Here is a 23,508-nt window from a genome sequence, read left to right on the forward strand (position 1 = left end):
CGGACCAGGGTTCTCCCCGACGTCGGGGCTCCGGAGTCCGTGGCAGGGTGGTGGCATGCCGCGCTGTGAGGATGTGTCTGTCGACGAGCACCTGCGGGATCTGGCCGCCCGGTTGCAGGGGCCGGCGCGACTCAAGTCCGACCTGCTGACCGAGGCCCGGCACGGGCTGTTGGACGCCGTCGAGGCGTACGAGGAGAGCGGTGTGCCGCCCACGGAGGCGCAGCGCCGCGCGGTGGTCGAGTTCGGCTCACCGGCGCAGCTGCTCCCCTCCTGGCAGGCCGAGCTGGCGGTGGGCGCGCTGCGGGGCCTCTCGCTGCGGATGCTGGCCGTTGCCGGGGTGGGGGTGGCCGCCGGCGATCTGACCTGGCGTGGGGCGAGCTGGAGCGACGGCCCTCGCCCGCCAGCCGGTTACCTGCTGCTCTCCAACTCGGTCGACTGGATCTGGATGAGCACGCTGCTGCTCTCGGTGGCCGGTCTGCTGGTGGTCGCGGCGAGCGCCCGCTCGACACGGCCGGGCCTGCTCGTGGCGCAACGCGCGGTGGGCGCCGGCCTGACCGGCCTGCTGGCGCTCGCCATGGTGGCCGGCTGCGCCCTCTTCACCTGGTCCCTCAGCCTCTGGGATGCGGCACTGAGCTGGCCACCCATGATCATCGGCGCGGTGTTGGTGGGCGCTGCGTACTTCTCGCTGACCCGCGCGACGCGCGGCTGGCTGCTGGCCGTCGCCCGCTGACCCGCGCCGCCTGCTCTACCCCGCACGCTGGCCATGCCCGCCCGGCCGGCGCCTGCCGCGCCTCTCGCCCGTGTCGGGCACGGCCCGGCCGGTCGACGCCAACTCGACGGACCGGGTCAGGCCGGGGTGACGGGTGGGCCGCCGGGATCGAGGAACCGGCCGACGGTCAGTTGGAACTCGTGCCAACCGGCGCGCTCTCCGGCCAGCGCGCGGCGGCCGGAGTCGGTGAGCTGGTACGTCCGCCGTTCCCGACCGTTGACCGTGCTCCAGGTGCTCGCCACGTGCCCCGCGCGTTCCAGGCGACGCAGCGCGGGATAGATCGTGCCGGTGGGCAGATCCAGGCTGCCATCACTGCGCTCACGCAGCGCCTCGATGATGGCGTAGCCGTGCTGCTCGCCCTGCTCCAGCACGGCGAGCAGCAGAGCGTCGAGATGGCCGTGCAACGACTGGGCCTTCATGCGTAGCTACGCTACTTGTCGATCGGCCCGTTCGCCAGCGCCAGCCGCCAGCAGGTCGAACCCGTGCGCCAGCCGGCCACCGGGGTGCGGGCATCGGTCACCCAGGGCCGCCGACTAGGGTATGTGCCCAGAGTCACTCGCCGGACAGAGACCCCGGCGGGTGGGCAACCCGAAGCACACGGAGGTCAGCGTGGCCCGCCAGTCGCCCCAACGGCCCGACGCCGACGAGCCCGAGCTCGACGACACCACCAGCGCGGCCGAGCCAGATGAGGCCGAGGAGACCGACCGCCCGTCGGCTTCGGTCGACCGGTCGCTCTGGGACGAGCTGCGCATCGATCCGGTGGAGATCGCCCTGCCCGCCGGCACCGGCTTCACGCTGCGGGCGTACCGGCCGGCCAGCTCGCTGACCCCGACCGACGTGACCGAACGCGACCAGGACGACCCGTTCCTGGCCCGCCGTCAGGTCGTCGAGGAGGAGGACGACGAGACCGTCGTCATCCTCGACGAGGACCTGGCCGACGAGTTCGCCGACAGCGACGAGGACGAGTCGACGCGCCGCCGCGACGCCACCACGGCCACGGCCGACGAGGACGAGGCGGAAGAGGCCGACGCGGACGAGGCCGACGACGAGGACGACGAGGAGGTGCCGGTCTTCCTCAGCAACCGGGGCAAGCTGCTGCTGTTCAAGACCCCCGAGTCGTTGGTCAGTTTCATCCGGTCCGGCGCTCCCAATGATCTGTCCCAACTGGACAGCTGGAATGAATTGGCCGAACGGGTGGAGCCGGCCGATATCGCTCCGCTCGACGAGGACACCTACGAACTCGACCTGGTCGTGGAGAACCTGCGCGGCGGTCACGACACCTGGGATTCGACCCTGCTGATCGAGGCCGGCGAGGTCGCACGTGACATCTCGTACGCATTGCGGCTGCCTGCGGTCCTGGACATGCTCTCCGCCGGTTCCAGCCTCGACGACCTGGACGAGGCGCTGCGGGCCACGGCCAACGGTGGGATCGGCGCCTTCATGGGTCGGCGGCGGCTGAAGAAGATCGGCGCGCAGACCGCGAGTTTGGGTTGGCGCACCATTGTCGGCAAGATCTCTGCGGTGGTGGACTGGCGCGACTGACCCGTACCGGGGAGCATCAGTTGCTGGCAGAGGAAAGACCTGTCCCGGGAGGAGGACGACGCCGTGGCGCTCGTGCGCGTTTACTGCGGTCTGGCCTCGGCGGATCCGGCTGACCGACCGGCCTCCGCCGGTTCGACGCTGACGTCCGCTGTGGTCGACGACGCAGGCCGTCTGCTGCATGTCTGCGAGATCAGCGACGACGCCGCTGGCTACGCCCAGCTCGTCGCGCTGCTCGTGGAGCGGTCAGGCGGGCCGAGCGGTGCGGCCATCGCCGCCGACAGCGACGACCACACGGTCACCTCGCTGCTGAGCGCGGCGGGTCGACCTTTGGCCATTGCCGACGACGACTCGGTGGACGACTTCGCCGAGCGGTTCGCCGACGACGACTCGTTGGAGGAGATGCAGTCGCCTCCGGCCGAACGACGGGCCGTCGGCCTGGCCCGCGCGTTGCAGGCGGGCGCGCTCTCCGCGGTCACCCTGCCGGCACCCCGGGACCTCGCCGGCTACAAGCAGGTGCTCGCCGCGCACGCCGCCCTGGCCAGCGGTCGACACTCCGCCGCCGTGGCGCTGCGTGAGGTGCTGCGTGAGCTCTACCCGGCGGCCCTGCGGGCGTACCCGGATCCGGCGGAGCCGGTCTCGCTGGCGGTGCTGGACGCGCTGCCCGAGCCGGGCATGCTCGGCGGCACCGTCGCCCGTGGCCGGGAGGTGTCGGTGGCGGCGGATGCGATCGCCGCGCACCTCGCCGCCGACGGGGTCGCCGACGCTGAGGAGATCAACGAGGCGGTCACCGCACTGCGGGTCGCCATCTCCGAGACGCCGCGCCGCGCCGCGGTCAACCGGGCGCTCACGTCCGCGGTGGCCGAGACGGTCCGCCAGGCCGTCGCCGCCGTGCGGGCCTGTGACGCGGGCTGTGAGGCGCTGGTGAGCGCGCTCGGCTCCCGGGTCAGCACGCCCGCCCAGGCGCCTGGTCGCCGTGCCGCTGCCCGTCGCGGCGAGTCGGTCGGCGAGTTGACCGGCCTGGCCGGCAACAACGCGGGGCTTACCGGCCTGGCCGGCACCGGCGCCGGTCTGCGGTCGGTCCGACCCACCCCGCCCGCGGTCGAGCCCGCGCCCGCCATCGGACGGCGCAGCCGACCCGAGCCGATTCCCGGTAACGCACCGCTGGCGTCCCCCCGTCCACTCGGGCCGCCGCCGGTCGCCCCACCGCCGGTCACGCCTCCGCCGGTGGCACCCGCACCGATGGCACCGGCAGCGATGGCCGGTCCGCCGACGCCCACGCTGCCCGGGCGCACCGAGCAGAGTTCCAACCGGATCGACGGTCCGACCAACCGACCGGTCTCGTCTCCGCCTCCCCCGCCGCCCGGGATCACTCCGATCGCACCCGCGCAGCGGGGCCTGGTGCCCCCGGCAGAGGCCGGTGAGCCGTTCCGGCCGACGCTGACCACCGCCGCGATCAACCACGCGCGCGCGGAACGGCAGCGTACGGTCATCCCACCCCGTCCGAAGACCAACGGCGAGCCCCGGCCGAGCCACCTGCAGCGCCCCGTCGACGAGCCGCCGACAGGCGGGTTCAGCGCCACCGATCTCAGCATTCCGGTGCCGACCCCCCGGCCTGGTCAGGAGTCGGCGCCGCCCGGCTCCCGCGCCAACTGGCCGCTCGTCAACAACCCGGAGGACCCGGCCGACAGTCCGCCGAAGAACCCGGCGGCCTACTCCTACGGCGGCGGCCGCGGCATCGACGCTGCCACCGACCCGGGTCGCGCCGACGGTCGGGTCACCCCGCCCTGGTTGGCGGACGACCTGCCCCAGGAGCCCCCCATGCTGCGGCTGGTGGAGCCACCGCCGCTCGCTGACCGGGCGCTGCGCGAGGGGCTCAACCCGCCCGCGGACCCGCACCTGGAGACGCCTCCACTGCGGTTGGTCGACCGGGAGCAGGCTGCCCGCAACAGCCGGGCAGCCGCACGGGCTGCCGAACACCGGCCACCGCCCCCGGTGGAGCACCGGCCTCCACCGCTGGAGCACCGGCCACCCCCGCTGGAGCACCGTCCGCCGCCGGTCGAGCACCGGCCCCCACCGGTCGCCGACGAGGGCGACGGCGACCTGCTGATCTTCGCGCAGGCCAAGTCGGCCTGGTTCGTGGGGCAGGCCGAGGAGACCGACCTGGACTGGTCGACAATGGCCGACACCGGGTGGCAGGCCGCCGAGCAGGCAGCTCGCCCCGCGGTGGGTGCCGAGACCAATGCCGGGCTGCCCAAGCGCGTGCCACAGGCCAACCTGGTCCCTGGTTCCCCGCTGCGCGAGGAGCGCCCATTGCGGATAGTGCGTGATGCGGCAAGCCTCGCGGAGAACACCACGGGCTACTTCCGCGGTTGGCGTCGAGGGCAGGAGATCGGCGGTTTCGCGGTAGGCGGTCGGCCGGGCCGCGAGGCAGCCGGCGGCTGGGACTTCAGCCGCGACCACGGCGACCGTGACGACGACCGGGAGTACGAGTACCGCTCCGCCGGCTACCAGTCCTGACCGTCAGCACTCTTCCACCACACGAATCGCGCCCCCAGTCGGTCGACTGGGGGCGCGGTCGCGTCAGCGTGACGGGCCGGTGGACACAAAGACGCCGCCCCTCGAAGACCGCGGCAGAGACACGCCCCGAAGCGAGGCGGACATCTTCCAGATCTCAGGAGGGCGGCGTGTGGTGCCCGCCGGCACGAGCAGCACGACGGGCAGGGCGAAACGCCCGGTGGCCGCCGGAGCCACCACCGGGCCTGCGGTGCCCGATCAGGCCGGGGCCACCGCGCGCGTACGGCGCATGGTGAGCACGTACTCGACGAGCGAGATGAGCACGTGCTTCGTCGACTCCCGGTTACGGGCGTCGCACGCCACCACCGGCACGTCGCTCGAGATCGCCAAGGCGTCCCGAACGTCCTGCGGGTCGTGGTACTGCATCCCGTCGAAGCAGTTGATCGCCACCAGGTACGGGAGGCGTCGGTGCTCGAAGAAGTCGATCGCCGCGAAGCAGTCGGCCAGCCGGCGAGTGTCCACCAGCACGACCGCACCGATGGCACCCCGGACCAGTTCGTCCCACATGAACCAGAACCGGGTCTGACCCGGCGTACCGAACAGGTACAGAATCAGGTCACGGTCGATCGAGATCCGGCCGAAGTCCATAGCCACCGTGGTCGTCGTCTTGCCCGGCACCTGCCGGGTGTCGTCGACGCCCACGCCGGCGGAGGTCATGATGGCCTCGGTGGTCAGCGGCGTGATCTCCGAGACCGAGCCGACCAGCGTCGTCTTGCCGACGCCGAATCCACCGGCGATAACGATCTTCGCCGACGTCACGCGCCCACTCGGGTTCGGTGGGCGGTGCGACATGTCAGAGCCTGCGAAGTCCACTCAGCACCCTCTCCAGCAGTTCAGTGCCCACCGCGTCGTCGGAGTCGTCCAAAATGGTCGGCTCGTGGACCGCGACCAGGCCGTCCGTCGCCATGTCGGCGATGAGCACCCGGGCCACACCGAGCGGGAGCTGCATCCGCGCCGCGATCTCCGCGAGCGATTGCACACGACCGTCACACAGCGCGGCGATGTACTGGTGTTCGCGACCACCACCGTTGCCATTGGCAGCGGTGCGGCCGCGCACCGTCGTCTCGACGAGCGCCTCCAGCGCGATGTCGAGCCGGGGACGGGTACGACCACGGGTCACGGCGTATGGACGGACCAACGCTCCGGTTGGTTCGTCACGATCGGCCATCTCGCCGCTCACCTCCTTCGTACCCGATTCCGGCTCCCACCGGTGAAACCCGTCGTTGTCGTCGTTGCAGTCGTGCCGACCTCACGATCGGCGAGGCGTCAGCCCAGCATGCCCGCAGCCGCACGCGGCTGCGGGGTCAGCGCGTCGCCCACCCGGTCGACGAGCAGCGCCATCTCGTAGCCGACCTGGCCCACGTCGGAGCTGCGGGCGGCCAGCACGGCGAAGGACGATCCGTCCGAGATGGACATCAGGAACAGGAAGCCATTGTCCATCTCCACGACGGTCTGCAACACCGCCCCTCCCTCGAAGCAGCGGGCTGCACCCTGGGTCAGGCTGACCAGACCCGATGAGATCGCGGCAAGCTGATCCGCCCGGTCGCGCGGCAGATCCCGTGACGACGCGAGGAGTAGGCCGTCCGCCGAGACGGCGACCGCATGCGCGACGCCGGGCACCCGGTCGGCGAAGTTGGCCAGTAGCCAACCAAGATCCTGCGTAGTTGTCATCCTTCTTGCTCCTTCTGCCCGCTCCCGGCCACCGGGCCTGAGCCAGACTGCGAGGATTGCCCTCCCGGAGTCGCCTCCGGGCTGGTCGGGTTGTCCGAGGTGCTACGCCCTCGCTGCACGCCCCGGTGGTAGGCGGAGAGCAGTCCACGGACCGCCTCCGGGGAACGGCGCTGGACCGAGGTGGCGGGCTTCTCCACCGCACCCGGCACGAGCTGCGCCATCGGCTTGCGCTTCGGCAGGCCGGTAGTGGTGGTCTCGCTCACCGGCACCGCGCCGGCCGCTGCCGAGGCGGCACGCCAGCCATCGTCAGCTGCGGTCTGCCAGCCGTTGCTCTGCGGTTGGGGCCGGCGGTTCGGCAGGCTCTCGGCGAGGCTGGGGCGGGTGCCCTCGCTCGCTGTCGAGCCGTTGTCCCGCGGCGCTCCTCCGGCCATCGGAGTGTCTGCCATCGGTGTGTTACCTGTCGTCCCGGGTGGTGTCTTGTGGACTGTCCGACCGGTGGCCTCGACCGTGGCGAACTGCTGGGTCGCGGTGTCGCCGTTCGTGCTGGGCTGGGCACCAGTCGCGGACTCCTCCGAGCCCGGACGACGGGTACGGAACCAGGCCGACTCCAGCTCCCGGAAGATCGGCAGCTCCATCGTCTCGTCCGCGTACCGCTGCCGGTTCTGCGCCTGCGGTTGCTGCGGCGCCGGCCGGGTCTGCGGTGCCGGTGCCGGAGCGGGCGCCGGTACCGGCGGCTGGGCTGCGGCGGCCGGCTGCTCGCCGGGTCGCGGCACTCGCGGCAGCTCCGTCGTCATGTCCAGAGCGGCGGCGAACCGCTCGGGCACCGGCGGGGTCACCGCGTCCCGGTCGCCGCCCGGAACCGGCGGCCAGGCCGGCGGTGCGGGGGCGTTGGGCGCCTGCGCCGGTGGCGCGGATCGGGGTGCGAACCCGCTGAACGACTGGCTGGAGGCGGGTGGCACCGAGAACGGCTGACCCGGGTACGGCTGACCGGAGGCCGGTGACGCCGACACCGGCGGACCGCCGTACGGCTGACCGGAGGCCGGGGCGGCGGACACCGGCGGACCGCCGTACGGCGCGCCCGAGTACGGCTGTCCGGAGTACGGCTGGCCCGAGGCCGGCGAGGCGGAGACCGGCGCGCCGGGGTAGGGCTGGGCCGAGACCGGCGGCGCCGAGTACGGGTGCGTCTCGGGGCTGCTCGGCAACTGCCGGGGAATTGACGGCTGCTGGCCGGTGGACGGGGTGTCGTCCCCGGAGCGGCGCTGCGGCAGTGGATCGATCGGCTGGCCGTTGGCCGGCCGCGGGGTGAAGCCGTCGCCGGCCGGCCGCGGGGTGAACCCGTCGCCGCCGTTGACACCGTTCGTCCCGGCCGCACCGGTCAGATCCGACCAGGCCGGCATCGAACCGTACGCACCGGTGTTCGCGGGGACGCCGGCACCGTTTCGCGACGCGGGCTCGAACGGTCGACCGCCGAGGGTGACCTGGTTGCCGGACTCGCTGGAGCGCGGGTGGTTGCCCAGTGCGGGCAGCGCGCCGAAGACCGGCGCCGGCCCACCGTGCTGGGGGCCGCCAGCCGCAGGCAGAGCCGGCGGCTGCTGCACCCGGCCGGAGAGCGCCCGGGGCACCAGCACCGAGGTGGGCAGGGTCACGTCGGCGACCGTGCCGCGGTCGGAGCCGGGGCGCAGTTCGACCCGGACACCGTGCCGGGACGCCAGCCGGGCGACCACGACGAGGCCCATCATCCGGGACACCGCCACGTCCACCTGCGGCGGCGTCGCGAGCCGCTCGTTGAGGTCCTGCAACTGCTCGGCGCTGATGCCGATGCCGCGGTCCTCGACGTAGAGGGAGGAACGGTCGCCGACCCGGCGGGCCTCGACCATCACCTGCGAGTCGGGCGGCGAGAACGCGGTGGCGTTGTCGAACAGCTCGGCGACGAGGTGCACCAGGTCGTTGACCGCGTGCGCGGCGACCTCGATGTCGCGGTCGATGACACCGAACTCGATGCGGGTGTAGTGCTCGACCTCGGACTGCGCGGCGCGCAGCACGTCGATGAGCGCGGCCGGCTCCCGCTGGACGCGGGTGGAGTCGGCGCCGGCGAGCACCAGCAGGTTTTCGTCGTTGCGGCGCATCCGGGTGGCGAGGTGGTCGAGCTGGAACAGCTCGGCCAGCCGGTCCGGGTCCTCCTCGCCGCGCTCCAGCCGGTCGAGGTGCCCGATGAGGCGGTCGACGAGGATCTGTGAACGGCGGGCCAGGTTGACGAACATGGTCGCGACGGAGGCGCGCAGCGCGGCCTGCTCGGCGGCCGTCCGGACGGCTTCCAGGTGGACCGCGTTGAACGCCTCGGTCACCTGGCCGAACTCGTCCTTGCTGCGGACCGGCAGCGGCTCGGCGATCTGGTTGGCCAACTGCACCGGGGAGAGTTGGCCGACGACCTGCGGGTCGCGCAGTCGGGCCACTGCCTGGGGCAGGCCGTACTGGGCGACGGACAGGGCACCCTGCCGCAGCTCACGCAGCGAACGGGCCATCGAGCGGGCGACCAGGTACGCGAAGAGGATGGCCAGCAGCAGCATGCTGAGCAGCAGGCCGGTCTCCACGAACACCTGGCGCTGGACGTCGGAGCGGAGGGTGTCGGCCCCGGTGACCACTTCGCCGTCGAGCTTGCTCTCGACGGTGCGGATCAGCTTGGCGTTGGCCGTCATGGCGGCCTCCCACTGGTCCGGTCCGAACGGCGCACCGCGCATGTCGCCGGTGGTGTTGCCGTCGATCCAGCCCGTGTAGTTCTGGGCCTCCCGACGGTCACCGCCCGCGACCGTCTGGTCGTGGAACTTCGCGTCCTCCGGGGTGGCGACGGCCTTGAAGCTCTGCAGCGCCTGCTGCTGGCCGGTGCCGCTGGCGATGTAGTCGGTGCGCAGCGCGGGGGTCAGGCGCTGACCACCCTTGACGCCCAGCGCGCGGTGCACCACGACCCGGCGTGCGGCGAGGAACTCCTTCTCCCGGGCGACCGCCGCGGCGGCGCGCATCCGGTCGCTCAGGTCGTTGTCGCCGGCGAGTTGCGTGGCCGAGTCCCGGATGGCGAGCAGGTCACTGATCAGACCCTCGTACGCCTGGACGGTCTCGGTGAGCGCGAGTTTGCCGTTGAACACCTGACTGCGGACGCCGGACAGGTCCTGGAGGTTCTGGTCGATGCCGTCGAGCAGCGTCTCGAGGCTGCCCGGCAGGTCCTCGACCTCGGCGCGTTGCTCCCGGTAGGGGCCAGCCTCCTGGTCCACCCGGGAGTTCACCCGGTTGTAGGCCTCCTGGTACTGCGCCGTCGGCTGCGTTCCGTCGGCAGCCAGCAGCAGCACGGCGGCGGTCCGCTCATCCTGCAAAGCGTCGACCAGGTCACCTGAATAACTCGACAGGTTGGCCAGGTCGCCAGCTCGGTTGGCATTGTTGAGCGTCTCCACGTGGTCGACAAGACCACTGGTGCCCACCACGACCGTGGCGATGGTCGGCACGATCATGATGAGACCGAGCTTGGACCAGATCGGCATGTCCCGGAGCCGGCTGGCCGGCCGGCGCAGCCGCGACAGGAAGGAGCCCGCCGTCTTTGGCCGTTTGCTCACGTCACCGCCCTCGCGATTACAGCTTGAACGCGTTGCCTCCGGGCAACGCCCAGCGACCGACCCGGCGGGTCGGACCCCCGAGATTCCATCACGCCCGTCGACAAGAAGAAAGCCCAGGTTGTCACCTACCGAAGGTGTGATGAGATGTTGATGCGATTTGATAGCAGTCCGTCTGGCCGGAGTAACTGAAGGTAATGAAACATCCGCACCGCGTTGTCCTGCTCGCCGGCCCTTCGGGGTCCGGGAAGTCGTACATAGCGCAGCAAACCGGCTTACCGGTGCTCTGCTTGGACGACTTCTACAAAGACGGCGATGACCCTACGTTGCCACGACGAAACGACCAGGTGGATTGGGAATCACCACAGTCCTGGGATGCCCCCAGTGCGGTGGAAATCATTGCTCGACTAGCTCGCGACGGTCGAGCCGATGTGCCGGTTTATGCGATCGGCGCAGATCGACGGGTGGCCACCCGGTCATTTGATCTCGCCGGATCGCCACTTTTCGTGGCCGAAGGGATCTTCGCGGCCGAGATTGTCGAGGAGTGCCGACGCCGAGGGCTGCTCGCCGGGGCGTACGCGCTGCGCCGGCCGCGCGGTGCGACCTTCCTGCGCCGGCTGGCCCGCGACCTGTCCGAGCAGCGAAAGGCGCCTGGGGTGCTGGTCCGACGCGGCGTGGCGCTGCTGCGGGCCGAGCCCGCGGTGCTGCGTCGGCAGACCGGGTTGGGTGCGGAGGCGGCCCGTGCCCGGGAGGTGCTGCGTCGGGTGGCCGGCCTGCTCGCTGGCCACCCGCACGGCTGAGCGGGATCAGGCCAGCAGTTCGGCGTACGCCGGCTTGATCACCTCATCGATGATCCGCAGTCGCTCGTCGAACGGGATGAACGCGCTCTTCATCGCGTTGATGGTGAACCACTGCAACTCCTTCCAGCCGTAGCCGAACGTCTCCACCAGCAGCGACATCTCCCGCGACATCGAGGTGCCGCTCATCAGCCGGTTGTCGGTGTTGACGGTGGCCCGGAACCGCAGGTCCCGCAGCAGGCCGATCGGGTGGTCGGCGATCGAGGCCACCGCACCGGTCTGCACGTTCGACGAGGGGCACAGCTCCAGCGGGATCCGCTTGTCCCGGACGTACGCGGCCAGCCGGCCGAGCGAGCCGTCGGGGGCGATGTCGTCGACGATCCGGACCCCGTGGCCGAGCCGGTCCGCCCCGCACCACTGGATCGCCTGCCAGATCGACGGCAGACCGAACGCCTCGCCGGCGTGGATGGTGAAGTGGAAATTCTCCCGTTGCAGGTATTCGAAGGCGTCGAGGTGCCGGGTGGGTGGGAAGCCCGCCTCGGCGCCGGCGATGTCGAAGCCGACCACCCCGGCGTCCCGGTGCCGCACGGCCAACTCCGCGATCTCCTGCGAGCGGGCCGCGTGGCGCATCGCGGTGAGCAGTGTGCCCACCCGGATGGTCAGGCCCGCCTCGACGGCCTGGGCGGTGCCCTCGGCGAACCCGGCGAGCACCGCCTCGACGACCTCGTCCAGGGTCAGATCCTGCTCCAGGTGCTGCTCGGGGGCGAAGCGCACCTCGGCGTAGACCACCCCGTCGGCGGCCAGGTCCAGTGCGCACTCGCGGGCGACCCGACGCAGCGCGGACGGGGTCTGCATGACCGCCACGGTGTGCGCGAACGTCTCGAGATAACGCTCCAGGGACCCGGAGTTGGCGGCGTCCGCGAACCATCGTCCGAGCGCCTCGGGATCGGTGGTGGGCAACTCGTGGCCCACCACCGCGGCCAGGTCGACGATCGTCGCCGGCCGTAGCCCGCCGTCCAGGTGGTCGTGCAGCAGCGCCTTCGGAACCTTGACAATGTCCTCGTACCGGATAGTTGCGACCATCCTCAGACCCTAGCCAGCGACGGCGGTGACCGGGGGTGGCAGGTCGCCTGAGGTCCCGACCCGGCCCGGATCGGCCCGAACTAGGCTGAACGGCATGGAAGCACCGCGGTGAGGGGCCGCCCGCGACACCGCTCGGCGGCGGCCTGACGTGGACCCACGCATCCTCGACCGGTTGCGCTGCCCGGTCTGCGGCGACCCACTGGGGCAGGCCACCGACACGAGGGCGTTGCGCTGCCCGCGCCGGCACAGCTTCGACATCGCGCGCCAGGGCTACGTCAACCTGCTCACCGGTCGGTCCCCGCACGTCGGTGACACCGCCGAGATGGTCGCCGCCCGTGCGGAATTCCAGGCCGCCGGGCACTACGACGTCATCTCGGCCGCCCTCGCCGCCGCCGCGAGTCGGGCCGCGCCCGACGTCGGGGCGTACCCCCTGGTGGTGGATGCCGGCGCCGGCACGGGCCGCTACCTCGGCGCGGTGCTGGCGGCGCTGCCGGACGCCGTGGGTCTGGCCCTGGACGTGTCCAAGCCGGCGCTGCGCCGCGCGGCCCGCGCGCACCCCCGGGCCGCCGCGGCGCTCGCCGACACCTGGCAGCGGCTGCCGCTCGCGGACGCCTCGACCGCCGTGCTGCTGAACGTCTTCGCCCCGCGTAACGGCCCGGAGTTCCACCGCGTGCTCGACCCGGCCGGCACCCTGCTGGTGGTCACACCCGACACCGACCACCTCAGCGAGTTGGTGGGTGCCCTGGGCCTGCTGCGGGTGGATCCGGACAAGGCCGACCGGGTGACCGGCAGTCTGGGCGGGCACTTCACCGCGGTCAGCTCGGCGGTGCACCGGGCGGAGCTGGCCCTGACCCGGCCGGAGGTCACCACCGTGGTCGGGATGGGCCCCAGCGCGTGGCACACCGATCCGGCCGCGCTCGCCACCCGGCTGGCCGCGCTGCCCGAACCGGTCCGGGTCACCGTGGCGGTGCGGGTGGACGCCTACCGACCCCGCTGAGCTCAGGTGGAGAGGTCGACCTCTTCCCAGCCGGGCGGCTCGTCGTGGTACGGCCCGCGCAGGATCACCGCCCACTCCAGCGCCCAGCGGCGCTGCCCGATCGCGTTCGCGTCGATCAGGCCCGGCGCCCGCAGGCCACCGCGCTCGGTCTCCAGGTACGCCCAGTCCAGGCAGTAGTGCAGGTCGAGCAGGGCGGCCGCGTCGGCCGGGTGCTGTGGCGCGGTGAGGATCCGGGACCGCCAGTGCGGGAACGTCTCTCCCTCGGCGATGTGCGGCAACCGCTCGACCAGGCGCTCGTCGACGGCGAGCGTCGGGTCGAGCTGCTTGCTCAACCCGAGCACCCAGGCCAGGGCGAAGAGCGCGTCGTGGTGCAGCACGAACGAGCGGTGGTCGCCCTTGCCGCCCATCACGAACTGCCACTCCGGCGGTGTGACCATCTCGACCAGGTGCGAGCCGAGCAGCCAGCTCATCGCCGCCTCCGGGGGCATCCCGAAGCAGCGCGCCAGGATCAGGTGCAGCACGGCGATCCGCGCCTCGATCTCCACAGTGGGGCGCAGGTCGATCTCGTCACCCGGCTCCCAGACCAGCGGGAACTGGGCCGGCGGCAACGGCAGACCGAGCCGGGACAGCTCGTCCAGGCTCGCCTCGCGCACCTCGCGTGGGTCGGGAGCAGCAACGGTCACGGCGGGTCTTCCTGTCTGCTCGCGCCGGCTCAAGGCCGGTTGTCCCCCCTTGGCCTGCGACAATAGCGCTACCAGGTGACCGGCACCATGGCACCCCGACCCCCGGTCCGGTCAGCCGATGCGCTCGATGACCAGCGGCGTCGCGGCCGCGGCGGTCGACGCGATCCGTACCGCGTCGGCGGCCTCGGCCAGCGCCGCCGGAATCCGCGCCGGGTCCTCGGCGCGCAGCTCGTAGAGGGGGTCACCGGCCCGTACCGGGTCACCCGGCCGCTTGTGCAACACCACACCGGCCGGCACGCTGACCGGGTCCTCCTTGCGCGCCCGACCCGCGCCGAGTCGCCACGCCGCAACCCCCATGGCGTACGCGTCGACGGCGGCGACGTGTCCGTCCCGCTCGGCGCGGACCACCTCGACCTCGTTGGCGGTCGGCATCGGCGCGTCCGGGTCGCCGCCCTGCGCACGGATCATCGCCCGCCAGGAGTCCATCGCCCGGCCGTCCCGCAACGCGGCCGCCGGGTCGGCGTCGGGCAGGCCGGCCGCGTCGAGCATCTCCCGGGCCAGGGCGAGGGTCAGTTCCACCACGTCGGCGGGTCCACCACCGGCCAGCACCTCGACCGACTCGGTCACCTCCACCGCGTTGCCGATGGCCAGACCGAGCGGAGTGGACATGTCGGTGAGCAGGGCGACGGTCCGTACGCCGTGCGCGCCACCCAACTCGACCATCGTGCGGGCCAGCTCGCGGGCCTGGTCGACGGACTTCATGAAGGCACCCGAGCCGACCTTGACGTCGAGGACCAACGCGCCGGTGCCCTCGGCGATCTTCTTGCTCATGATGGAGCTGGCGATCAGCGGGATCGCCTCCACGGTGCCGGTCACGTCGCGAAGCGCGTACAGCTTGCGGTCGGCGGGGGCGAGCCCCGCGCCGGCCGCGCAGATCACCGCGCCGACCTCGTCGAGCTGGGCGATGAACTCGTCGTTGCTCACCGTGGCCCGCCAGCCCGGGATGGACTCCAACTTGTCGAGCGTGCCGCCGGTGTGCCCGAGCCCTCGGCCGCTCAGCTGCGGCACGGCCGCGCCACACGCCGCCACCAACGGGGTGAGCGGCAGCGTGATCTTGTCGCCCACGCCGCCGGTGGAGTGCTTGTCGACAGTCGGCCGGCGTACCGCCGACAGGTCCAGCCGCTCACCGCTGGCGATCATCGCGGCGGTCCACCGGGCGATCTCCGGGGCGGTCATGCCGTTGAGCAGGATCGCCATGGCCAGCGCCGACATCTGCTCGTCGGCGACGACCCCCCGCGTGTACGCGTCGACCACCCAGTCGATCTGCGCGTCCGACAGCACCCCGCCATCCCGCTTGACCCGAATAACGTCAACAGCAGCAAAACCGCTCACTTTGTGGTTCCTTCTCACGTCGTCGTGCAGATCCAGACCGGCGGCCCGTGCCCAGGTCAGGGCGGGGGCCGACCGTGCCCGGCGGAGGGATCAAGCCTGACCGCCCGGAGCCGGGCACGGTCGGCCCCCGCCCCCAACCGCAACCACAATCAACCCCAGCGAACCGGGATCTCCAAAGGCGGCTCACCCTCGCCAGCCCAGAAGATCGTGCCGGTCGCGTCGACCACCACCACACGCGGTGTCCGGGCCAGACCCCAGGTGATCGCCTCGGCCGGGTCGTCCCAGCTCGGCGCCTCCTCCAGCACACCGGTCTCGGCACCGACGTCGTCGCCGGCCGACCGCTCCCAGTACGCCGTCCAGACCTGCTGCCCGGCGGACATGTCCGGATGCACGAAGACGGTGCCGCGCCCACGCCAGGCGGCCAGCCGCTCCGGGACCACCGGCACCGGCGTCTCCCCGGTGACGGCCTCCAGGTCCTCCACACCGAAGGCGTGCGGCAGCAGCTCGGCCATCCGCAGCGGGCGGGTCTTGCTCTCGATCAGGCACTCCGGCCCGCCGTGCTCCCAGAGCAGCTGCCGGCAGCGACCGCACGGCATCAGCGGCTCACCTGTCGCGTCGACGCAGGACAGCGCGACGAGTCGACCGCCACCGGTGGCGTGCAGGCTGGAGACCACCCCGCACTCGGCGCAGAGGGTCACCCCGTACGCGGCGTTCTCCACGTTGCAGCCGACCACCACGCGGCCGTCGTCGACAAGCGCGGCCGCGCCGACCGGGAACGTCGAGTACGGCGCGTACGCGTGCCGCATCGCGTCGGTGGCGGCGGCCCGCAAGCGCGCCCAGTCAATGTCGGTCATGCCACCATTCTGCCCAAGCAGCCCAGGTCAGGAGCGGGCAGGGCGGGCTCCGCAGGCGGACTGTACCTACTGGTATGTACAGTGACGCCATGGACTCGCGACAACTACTCGTCGACACGATGGGGCAGCTCATGTGGGAGCGCGGCTACGCCGACACCAGCCCGCGTGACGTTCGCGAACGGTCCGGCGTGGGCCAGGGCAGCATGTACCACCACTTCCCGACCAAGCGGGATCTCGCGCTCGCCGCACTTGAGCGCAACGTCGCCGACCTGCTGCCGGCCGCGTCCGAACTCGACGGTCCGGGCGACCCGATGGCTCGGATCGAGGCATACCTGATGCGTCCCCGCGACGCCCTCAAGGGCTGCAAGGTCGGCCGGATGACCCAGGACCCGCAGGTCCGCGAGGACCCGGTGCTGCTCGCCCCGGTGGCGCGCGCGTTCGCCCAGGCCCGCGGCCGCTGGGTCACGGTGCTGCGCGAGGCCGTCGCGGCGGGCGAACTGCGGGACGACCTCAACCCCGAGCAACTCGCCAACACCCTGATGGCCGTCCTACAGGGCGGCTACGTGCTCGCGATCGCCCAGCAGGACCCCGGCCCGTTCGACGATGCCCGCGAAGGCGCTCTCAGCCTCCTTCGGGCGGCAGCACCAGCCGGGCTCGCCCACGAGAACAACAGGAGGAACTGAAGCCATGACGGTACGCATCGGCATCAACGGGTTCGGACGGATCGGGCGCACCTACCTGCGCGCGGCCCTGGCCAACAACGCCGACGTCGAGGTGGTCGCGGTGAACGACCTCACCGATGCCCGCACGCTGGCCACCCTGCTCGAGTGGGACTCGGTCTCCGGACATCTGGACGGCGTCGCCTACGACGGCGACGCGATCGCCGTTCAGGGCACGCGCATGAGGGTCTTCGCGCAGTCCGACCCGGCCACCATCCCCTGGGGTGACGTCGGCGCCGACGTCGTGATCGAGTCCACCGGCCACTTCACCGACGGCGGCGCGGCGGCGGCCCACCTCAAGGGCGGCGCGAGGAAGGTCATCATCTCGGCGCCGGCCAAGGGGGACGTCCCCACGTTCGTTCTCGGAGTGAACGACGAGAGCCTCGACCCGGACGGCCACGACGTCTTCTCCAACGGCTCCTGCACCACGAACTCGCTGGCACCGCTCGCGAAGGTGCTCAACGACTCGTTCGGCATCGACTCGGGACTGATGACGACGATCCACGCCTACACGGGCGACCAGCGGCTCCACGACGCGCCACACTCCGACCTGCGCCGCGCCCGCGCGGCGGCCCTCTCGACGATCCCGACGTCGTCGGGCGCGGCGAAGGCGATCGGCAAGGTCATCCCGGAGCTCGACGGGCGCCTCACCGGCGCCGCACTGCGCGTACCTGTCGCGACGGGCTCCATCACCGACCTCACCGTGGTCCTCCGCCAGCGCGCCGACGTCCAGGACGTCAACGCGGCGTTCCGCGAGGCGGCCGCATCCCCGGGGCTGCGGCGCTACCTGCAGTACTCCGAGGCGCCCCTGGTCTCGGCGGACATCGTCGGCAACCCCTACTCGTCGATCTTCGACGCGCCGCTGACCGAGGCAGTCGGCAACCAGGTCAAGGTGTTCGGCTGGTACGACAACGAGTGGGGCTTCTCCAACCGCCTCGTGGAGTTCTCCGAGCGCATCGGAGCGACGGCGGCGGCCTGACGCACCACGGCGTACCCGGGACGTGTCCGGGTGGGCGAGCGCGCTGCGGCGTGCCCGGCGGGACGTCCCGCCGGGCACGCCTTCGCGCGTCAGCCCTTGATGTACGGCTTGCCGTCGGCGGCCGGTGCCCGAACCCGGCCGACCAGCCCGGCGACCGCCAGGATCGTCGCCAGGTAGGGCAGCATGGCCAGGAACTGGCTGGGGATCGAGCTGCTGATCGCGCCCAGGTAGGTGGCGAGCTGGTCGGCGAACCCGAAGAAGAGCGCGGCGAGCAGCGCGCCGGTCGGGTTCCACCGGCCGAAGATCAGCGCGGCCAGGGCGATGAAGCCCTTACCGCCGATCATGTTCTTGGTGAACGAGTAGAGCGCCAGCGTGTAGGAGGCGCCGCCGATGCCGGCGACCACCCCGGCCAGCAGCACGTTGCGGTAGCGCACCCGCAGCACCTTGACGCCGAGCGTGTCCGCGGCGATCGGGTGTTCGCCGACCGAGCGGGTCCGCAGACCCCACCGGGTCCGGAACAACCCGATGTGGATCACCAGCACCAGCAGCAGGCCCAGGTAGAGGAAGATGTTGCCGCGGAACAGCGCCGGCCCGAGCACCGGGATGTCCTTCAGCAACGGGATCTCCCAGTTGCTGAAGCGGGGCGCGCTGTTGTATCTCGCCGCGTCGGTCTGCATCAGCCGCTCGTAGAGGAACCCGGTGACGCCGACCGCCAGCAGGTTCAGCACGATGCCCATGACGACCTGGTCGACCAGGTAGCGGATCGCGAAGACGGCCAGCAGCAGCGAGATGAACGCGCCGCCGATGGCGGCGGCGACCAGTCCCACCCAGACGCTGCCGGAGATGCTGCCGAAGAGCGCGCCGCTGAAGGCGCCCATCAGCAACTGGCCCTCGATGGCCACGTTGACCACGCCGGAGCGTTCGCAGAGCACCCCGGCGAGCGCACCGAAGATCAGCGGTAGGGCCAGGATGAACGTGCCCCGGATGATGTTGACCAGCGGCATGAAGTTCTGCCCGGCCGGCGCCGCGGAGACCTGCCAGCAGAGGAACGAGAGCACGAAGCCGACCAGCCCGACGCCGAGCACCGGGAGGAACCACCGCTTCGGCACCCCGGCGAGCAGGGCCGCGCCGGCGGCGATCGCGATGATCCCGAACAGGATCGCCCCGATCGTGCCGTTGATCTCCAGTGCGGCGCCGGCCGCGTCGTCGCTGAGGGTGAATCGGGCCTGCTGGTCGGTGGCGAGCGCGCCGAAGAGCACCGCGGCCAGCAGGCCGAGCCCCAGCAGTGTGAGGCCGACCTTGCGGCTTCGCGTCCAGAAGCCCTCGTCGACCGGGGCGACCGCGATGTCGGGGACAGCCATGGTGGACATGAGTTACCAGCCCTTCGCCAGGCTCGTCTGCAACCGGGCGGCGCGCGCGGCCCGGAGCTGGAAGATCGCCTTCACCAGGGCCGGCGCGGCGATGAAGATGACGATCAGCGCCTGGAGCACGGTCACCAGCTCCAGCGAGATCCCGGAGTACGACTGCATCCGGTTGCCGCCGGCCTGCAACGCCCCGAACAGCAACGCGGCCAGCAGCACCCCCCAGGGCTTCACCCGCCCCAGCAACGCCACCAGGATGCCGTCGAAGCCGATCTGCGCGACCACCAGCGGGGTCAACGCGCTGGCGGTCGAGCCCAACACCATGTTCGAGCCACCGAGGCCCGCCAGGATGCCGGCGAAGACCATGATCAGGATGTACGTCCGCGTGACGCTGATGCCCGCGGTGCGGGCGGCGTCCGGGTTGGCGCCGACCGCCCGCAGCTCGAAGCCGAGCGTCGAACGGTTCAGCAGCCAGGCGACCCCCCAGGTGGCCAGCACGGCGATCAGGATGCCGGCGTGCACCCGCAGGTTGTCGCCGAGCAGTCGGGGCAGCTGGGCGGAGGTGTCCACCGCCTTGCTGATCGCGTCGGTACGGTTCGGGTCCTGCACGCCGTTCTGCACGATCAACCAGGTGAGGAAGTACGTGGCGACGTAGTTGAGCATGATCGTGTTGATCACCTCGTGCGCGCCGGCACGGGCCTTGAGGATGCCGGGGATGAAACCCCAGATCGCTCCGCCCAGAGCGCCGGCCAGCACCGCCACCAGCAGGTGCAGGCCGGGCGGCAGGGGCAGCAGGAAGCCGGCCAGGGCCGCCATGATCACACCGATGGTGGCCTGACCCTGGGCACCGATGTTGAACAGGCCGCCCCGGAAGGCCAGCGCCACCGACAGGCCGGTGAAGACGAGCGGCGCGGCGTAGGTGAGCGTCTCCGAGATCGGCGCGAGCACGGCCTGCCAGCTACCGGTGCCGTTCACCCAGCCGGAGAACGCCTCGGGGTCGAAGACCGAGCCCTTGAACAGGTTCGCGTACGCCTCGCTGACGAGCGTCCAGCTGGAGTTGATCGCGTCGGACGGTCGGGAGGTGATGTACGAGTACGTGGACAGCACGGTCGGATCAGAAATGATCATCAGCACCGCGCCGACCACGATCGCCAGCACCAGCGACAGCAGGGTCACCGTGAAGGTGTTGGCCGCCCAGAGGTTGTCCATGAACAACCGGCCCAGACTCGGCTTCTGCTCCGGCGTGGACGCCGAGCCGCCCGGCTCGGTCGCCACCTCGGCCCGTTCGGTGTTGCCGAGCGTGTTCTGCGCGGCCTGCGCCTCGCTCGCCGGCTCCTTGTCCGGCGAGCCGGGCTGCGGGGTTGGGGGGTTGGTCATGCCTCGTCCTCGCTCGCGGAGCCCGGGTCGCTCGCCGGGCTCCCGTCGGTGGCCGGCCCGTCGCTGGGCACGGCGTCCGGGTCGCGCTCGTGGGCCGCGTCCGGGCTGATGCCGGCCATCAGTAGGCCGATCTCCTCGCGCGGGGTGTCCGGGCCGACGATCCCGATGATCCGACCGCGGTACATGACGGCGATCCGGTCGGCCAGCCCGATCACCTCGTCGAGCTCGCTGGAGACCACCATGACGGCGGTGCCGATGTCCCGCTCGCGGATGATCTGGCTGTGGATGAACTCGATCGACCCCACGTCGACGCCACGGGTCGGCTGGGCGGCGATGAAGAGCTTCAGCGGCCGGGACAACTCCCGGGCCACGATCACCTTCTGCTGGTTGCCGCCGGAGAGGGTGCCGACCGCCGCGTCGGCCGATGAGGTACGGACGTCGAACTGCTCGATCCGCTCCTTCGCCGAGGCGGCGATCGCCTCCGGCTTCAGCGCGAGCCCGGCACCGAACGGCGGCCGGTCGTAGATGTCCAGCACCAGGTTCTCCGCGACGCTGAACTCCTTGACCAGGCCGTCCACGCTCCGGTCCTCGGGCACGTAGCCGACGCCCGCGCGGAGCACCTTCTTGGGCTTCCAGCCGTCGATCCGGTCCCCGACCAGGCTGACCGTGCCGGCGAGCACCGGGCGCAGGCCCATGATCGCCTCGATCAGCTCGGTCTGACCGTTGCCCTGTACGCCCGCCACGCCGAGCACCTCACCGGCGCGCACGGTCAGGTCGATGCCGTCGACCGCGCGGATCTGCCGGTCGTCGTCGACGACGAGCCCGGCCACCTCCAGCACCGGGTCGCCCGGCGTGGCCGGGGTCTTGTCCACGGTGAGCCGGACGTTGCGCCCGACCATCAGGGCCGCCAGCTCGTCCCGGCTGGCCTGCGGCGAGGCGGTGCCGACGGTCTTTCCGCGTCGGATCACCGTGATCCGGTCGGCGATGGCCTTGACCTCGCCCAGCTTGTGGGTGATGAAGACGATCGACTTGCCGGCCGCCTTGAGCGACCGCATGACCGTCAACAGTTCCTCGGTCTCCTGCGGCGTGAGCACGGCGGTCGGCTCGTCCAGGATGAGCAGGTCGACGTCGCGGGTGAGCGCCTTGACGATCTCGACACGCTGCTGGATGCCGACCGGCAGGTCCTCGATCACGGCGTCCGGGTCGACCCGCAGGTTGTAGCGCTCGGACACCTCGGTGACCTCGCGCCGGGCGCGACGGCGGTCCAGGAAGCCGGCGATGCCGCCCCGGGTCTGCTCGGCGCCGAGCATGATGTTTTCGGCGACGGTGAAGACCGGCACCAGCATGAAGTGCTGGTGCACCATGCCGATCCCGGCGCCGATCGCGTCGGACGGGCCCTTCAGCTTCAACGGCTTGCCGTCGACCAGGATCTCGCCCTCGTCGGGCTGGTAGAGCCCGTAGAGCACGTTCATCAGTGTCGACTTGCCCGCGCCGTTCTCGCCGAGCAGGGCGTGAATCTCTCCAGGCTCCACCGTCAGGTCGATGTGGTCGTTGGCGACCAGATCACCGAACCGCTTGGTGATGCCGCGCAGTTCGAGTCTCAGCGCAACCTCCTGGAGTGCGAGCGATGGTGCAGCCTAGCTGCCGTCGACCCGACCGGAGCGGCCGGTTGACGTGGTGCGCGATCGGCCGCTCCGACCCCACGGTCACCCGCGGGGCCAGAGCGGCCGGTCGGTCGTACCTGTCCCCCGCCGACCCCCCGATGATCTCATTGGAGGGGCCAGCCGGTCGTCACTTGGTCGGCTGGGCCTTCGAGGTGACGGTGATGGTGCCGGCGGCGATGTCCGCCTTGATCTTGTCGACCTCGGCCTTCAGCTCGGCCGGAACCTTGCTGTCGAAGTCGTGGTACGGGGCGATCGAGACACCACTGTTGGCCAGGGTGCCGACGAAGCCCGGCTTGGCCGGCAGCTTGTCACCGGCGGCGGCCTTCACCACAGCCTCCTTGACGGCGTCCGGGATGTTCTTCACCACGGTGGTGATGATCGCCGAGCAGTCCGGGGTGCTCTCGCAGCCGTCGACGTCCACCCAGATGGTGCTGTACTTGCCACCCGAGGCCTTGGCCGCGGCGGTGGTGCCGAGGCCGGAGCCGCCGGCGACCGGCATGATGATGTCCGCGCCCTGGGCGACCAGCGCGTCGGAGACCTTCTTGCCCTCGTCCTGCTTGGCGAAGTCGTTGGTGAAGGAGCCCTTCTGGGTCTCCTTGTTCCAACCCAGCGCCTGGACGTTCTTGCCCTTGGTGGTGTTGAAGTACTTCACACCGTCGACGAAGCCGTCCATGAAGATGGTGACCGGCGGGATCGGTAGACCACCGTAGGTGCCCACCTTGCCGGTCTTGGTCATTCCGGCGGCCAGGTAGCCGGCCTGGAACGCGGCCTGCGCGGTGTCGAACTGCATCGGGTAGACGTTCTCCAGCTCGGAGCCGGAGTCCACGATGCCGAACTCCTGGTTCGGGTTCGCCGTCGCGATCTTCTTGGTGGCGTTGGCCATCAGGCCACCGACCGCCAGGATGAAGTTGCACTTCTGGTTGACGTACTGCGTCAGGTTCGGCTCGTAGTCGGCCTCGGCCTTCGACGCGACGAACTTGATGTCGATGTTGTCGTTGGCGGCCTTGGCCTCCTGCAGACCCTTCCAGGCCGAGGTGTTGAACGACTTGTCGTCGATGCCGCCGACGTCGGTCACCATGCAGGCGCTGAACTTCTTGGCGCCACTGCCGGCGTTGTTGTCATCCTTGGGGGCCTCGCCACAAGCGGCGGCGGTGAGCGCGAGCCCACCCACCGCGAAGATCGAGGCGATCCGCATCCCACGCACCGAGCGCAAGACGTCTCCTTCCCATTGCTCACCGCGCCTAGTGCGGTGGCAGCCCATCAGCCGACCTGCGGTGTGCCGCCGGCTGTCCCACGTTACGGACGGGAGCGTACGCCCGCGCCCACCCACCGGCCGACAATCGTGCACGACTGTTGAGCGCCTGTTACCCGGGTGTAACCCTTGCGTGGGGCAAGTCACGCTTCGTGCTGGTAAGCGAGTCCCAGGGCGTCCGCAACGTCCGGATTT

General features: G+C 71.2%; 20 protein-coding genes. 7 read left to right on the plus strand and 13 right to left on the minus strand.

Annotated elements, in window-relative coordinates:
• The first annotated feature begins 55 nt into the window (after nucleotides 1-55).
• The gene (locus AB0C01_RS29615; RefSeq protein WP_357241458.1) at nucleotides 56-730 is read left to right on the plus strand and encodes a permease prefix domain 1-containing protein; all 675 of its coding nucleotides are present in this window, start codon (nucleotides 56-58) and stop codon (nucleotides 728-730) included.
• 116 nt (nucleotides 731-846) lie between these two features.
• Here AB0C01_RS29615 and AB0C01_RS29620 read toward each other — a convergent pair whose 3' ends face one another.
• The gene (locus AB0C01_RS29620; RefSeq protein ID WP_357241455.1) at nucleotides 847-1,188 is read right to left on the minus strand and encodes a helix-turn-helix transcriptional regulator; all 342 of its coding nucleotides are present in this window, start codon (nucleotides 1,186-1,188) and stop codon (nucleotides 847-849) included.
• A gap of 160 nt (nucleotides 1,189-1,348) precedes the next feature.
• On the opposite strand from AB0C01_RS29620, the gene AB0C01_RS29625 reads away from it, so the two are divergent.
• Both AB0C01_RS29625 and AB0C01_RS29630 read left to right on the plus strand, forming a co-directional pair.
• Entirely contained in the window at nucleotides 1,349-2,311 is a 963-nt protein-coding gene (locus AB0C01_RS29625; protein ID WP_357572701.1) for a DNA primase, read from the plus strand.
• Between the two features lie 39 nt (nucleotides 2,312-2,350).
• Nucleotides 2,351-4,828: a transposase gene (locus tag AB0C01_RS29630; RefSeq protein WP_357572735.1), complete on the plus strand. Its 2,478-nt coding sequence runs from the start codon at nucleotides 2,351-2,353 to the stop codon at nucleotides 4,826-4,828.
• A 255-nt stretch (nucleotides 4,829-5,083) separates the two neighbouring features.
• On the opposite strand, the gene AB0C01_RS29635 is transcribed toward AB0C01_RS29630, so the two are convergent.
• The 4 genes from AB0C01_RS29635 to AB0C01_RS29650 form a co-directional block, all read right to left on the minus strand.
• Nucleotides 5,084-5,677, minus strand: a complete 594-nt coding sequence (locus AB0C01_RS29635; protein ID WP_007455465.1) for an ATP/GTP-binding protein — start codon at nucleotides 5,675-5,677, stop codon at nucleotides 5,084-5,086.
• Nucleotide 5,678: 1 nt separating this feature from the next.
• A complete protein-coding gene (locus AB0C01_RS29640; RefSeq protein WP_124820399.1) occupies nucleotides 5,679-6,053 on the minus strand; it encodes a DUF742 domain-containing protein in 375 nt (124 codons plus the stop codon).
• A 98-nt stretch (nucleotides 6,054-6,151) separates the two neighbouring features.
• Nucleotides 6,152-6,556 carry a roadblock/LC7 domain-containing protein gene (locus AB0C01_RS29645; protein ID WP_030329023.1) on the minus strand — a complete coding sequence of 135 codons (405 nt, stop codon included), beginning with the start codon at nucleotides 6,554-6,556 and terminating at the stop codon, nucleotides 6,152-6,154.
• Nucleotides 6,553-10,158 (minus strand): nitrate- and nitrite sensing domain-containing protein, encoded by a 3,606-nt coding sequence (locus AB0C01_RS29650; RefSeq protein ID WP_357241449.1) that lies wholly within the window; start codon nucleotides 10,156-10,158, stop codon nucleotides 6,553-6,555. The genes AB0C01_RS29645 and AB0C01_RS29650 overlap by 4 nt, the downstream gene beginning before the upstream one ends.
• Nucleotides 10,159-10,661: 503 nt before the next feature.
• On the opposite strand from AB0C01_RS29650, the gene AB0C01_RS29655 reads away from it, so the two are divergent.
• Entirely contained in the window at nucleotides 10,662-10,955 is a 294-nt protein-coding gene (locus AB0C01_RS29655) for a hypothetical protein (RefSeq protein WP_357241446.1), read from the plus strand.
• Between the two features lie 6 nt (nucleotides 10,956-10,961).
• Here the strand turns inward: AB0C01_RS29655 and AB0C01_RS29660 are convergent, their stop codons facing one another.
• Complete coding sequence (locus AB0C01_RS29660) at nucleotides 10,962-12,035, minus strand: adenosine deaminase (RefSeq protein WP_357241443.1); 1,074 nt, start codon at nucleotides 12,033-12,035, stop codon at nucleotides 10,962-10,964.
• 148 nt (nucleotides 12,036-12,183) lie between these two features.
• On the opposite strand from AB0C01_RS29660, the gene AB0C01_RS29665 reads away from it, so the two are divergent.
• Nucleotides 12,184-13,032 (plus strand): putative RNA methyltransferase, encoded by an 849-nt coding sequence (locus tag AB0C01_RS29665; protein ID WP_357241440.1) that lies wholly within the window; start codon nucleotides 12,184-12,186, stop codon nucleotides 13,030-13,032.
• 2 nt (nucleotides 13,033-13,034) lie between these two features.
• On the opposite strand, the gene AB0C01_RS29670 is transcribed toward AB0C01_RS29665, so the two are convergent.
• From AB0C01_RS29670 to AB0C01_RS29680, 3 genes are all read right to left on the minus strand, one after another.
• Entirely contained in the window at nucleotides 13,035-13,715 is a 681-nt protein-coding gene (locus AB0C01_RS29670; protein WP_357241437.1) for a DUF4272 domain-containing protein, read from the minus strand.
• 111 nt (nucleotides 13,716-13,826) lie between these two features.
• Nucleotides 13,827-15,107, minus strand: a complete 1,281-nt coding sequence (locus tag AB0C01_RS29675) for a thymidine phosphorylase (RefSeq protein WP_357572702.1) — start codon at nucleotides 15,105-15,107, stop codon at nucleotides 13,827-13,829.
• Between the two features lie 149 nt (nucleotides 15,108-15,256).
• Entirely contained in the window at nucleotides 15,257-15,961 is a 705-nt protein-coding gene (locus AB0C01_RS29680; protein WP_357241432.1) for a cytidine deaminase, read from the minus strand.
• 89 nt (nucleotides 15,962-16,050) lie between these two features.
• Between AB0C01_RS29680 and AB0C01_RS29685 the strand changes: the two genes are divergently transcribed.
• Nucleotides 16,051-16,644, plus strand: coding sequence for a TetR/AcrR family transcriptional regulator (locus AB0C01_RS29685; RefSeq protein WP_357572704.1), 594 nt, complete (start codon nucleotides 16,051-16,053; stop codon nucleotides 16,642-16,644).
• A 4-nt stretch (nucleotides 16,645-16,648) separates the two neighbouring features.
• On the plus strand, nucleotides 16,649-17,659 hold the full coding sequence (gap, locus tag AB0C01_RS29690; protein WP_357572705.1) for a type I glyceraldehyde-3-phosphate dehydrogenase: 1,011 nt from the start codon (nucleotides 16,649-16,651) through the stop codon (nucleotides 17,657-17,659).
• Between the two features lie 89 nt (nucleotides 17,660-17,748).
• Here the strand turns inward: gap and AB0C01_RS29695 are convergent, their stop codons facing one another.
• The 4 genes from AB0C01_RS29695 to AB0C01_RS29710 all read right to left on the minus strand — a co-directional run bounded on the left by AB0C01_RS29695 (nucleotide 17,749) and on the right by AB0C01_RS29710 (nucleotide 23,256).
• Nucleotides 17,749-19,029 carry an ABC transporter permease gene (locus AB0C01_RS29695; RefSeq protein ID WP_357572706.1) on the minus strand — a complete coding sequence of 427 codons (1,281 nt, stop codon included), beginning with the start codon at nucleotides 19,027-19,029 and terminating at the stop codon, nucleotides 17,749-17,751.
• Nucleotides 19,030-19,032: 3 nt separating this feature from the next.
• Nucleotides 19,033-20,397 carry an ABC transporter permease gene (locus AB0C01_RS29700; RefSeq protein WP_357572708.1) on the minus strand — a complete coding sequence of 455 codons (1,365 nt, stop codon included), beginning with the start codon at nucleotides 20,395-20,397 and terminating at the stop codon, nucleotides 19,033-19,035.
• Nucleotides 20,394-22,001: an ABC transporter ATP-binding protein gene (locus AB0C01_RS29705; RefSeq protein ID WP_357572736.1), complete on the minus strand. Its 1,608-nt coding sequence runs from the start codon at nucleotides 21,999-22,001 to the stop codon at nucleotides 20,394-20,396. Before AB0C01_RS29705 ends, AB0C01_RS29700 begins: the two co-directional genes overlap by 4 nt.
• Before the next feature lie 187 nt (nucleotides 22,002-22,188).
• Complete coding sequence (locus AB0C01_RS29710; protein ID WP_357242367.1) at nucleotides 22,189-23,256, minus strand: BMP family ABC transporter substrate-binding protein; 1,068 nt, start codon at nucleotides 23,254-23,256, stop codon at nucleotides 22,189-22,191.
• Nucleotides 23,257-23,508: the final 252 nt, after the last annotated feature.

Source organism: Micromonospora sp. NPDC048905, assembly GCF_040649655.1.
Taxonomy (GTDB): Bacteria; Actinomycetota; Actinomycetes; order Mycobacteriales; family Micromonosporaceae; genus Micromonospora.